The sequence below is a fragment of the Fulvivirga imtechensis AK7 genome (genome assembly GCF_000331535.1).
Lineage (GTDB): Bacteria > Bacteroidota > Bacteroidia > Cytophagales > Cyclobacteriaceae > Fulvivirga > Fulvivirga imtechensis.
This window is the reverse complement of sequence record NZ_AMZN01000112.1, coordinates 1-449: the sequence shown is the minus strand read 5'-3', so window position 1 is coordinate 449 and position 449 is coordinate 1. Positions and strand designations below refer to the sequence as shown.

Here is a 449-nt window from a genome sequence, read left to right as displayed (position 1 = left end):
CTGGGCTACCATTGCTACCAGTGCAATAACGAGGAGTGCCTGCACACCCATACCAGGTATCATAGTTGTGGCAACCGCCATTGTCCGTTTTGTGGGACACTCAAAAAGGACAAGTGGGTAGAAGACAGGCTGGCAGATTTGTTTCCTACGCCCTACTACCATATTGTTTTTACCATTCCCCATTGTTGGAATACCGTGATGATGCAATCACCTAAAGTGCTTTACACCATCTTGTTTGATGCAGCATCAGAAGCCTTGCTTGACCTGTCGGCCAATGACAACTATATGGGGGCCACTCCGGGTATTACCGCTGTGCTGCATACCTGGGGACAAAAACTTGATTACCATGTACACCTGCACTGTGTGGTAAGTGGTGGTGGCATCAAAAATGGCCAATGGGTAGCTCCCAAAAGGTCAAACGGCAAGTTTTTGTTTCCCACAGCAGCATT

The 449-nt window shown here is 48.1% G+C and carries 1 protein-coding gene; it reads left to right on the top strand.

All coding sequences use genetic code 11. The annotated features are described in order from the left end of the window. Positions 1 to 449: IS91 family transposase (locus tag C900_RS30135; protein WP_040497555.1), on the top strand; the 449-nt coding region annotated here is incomplete at both ends.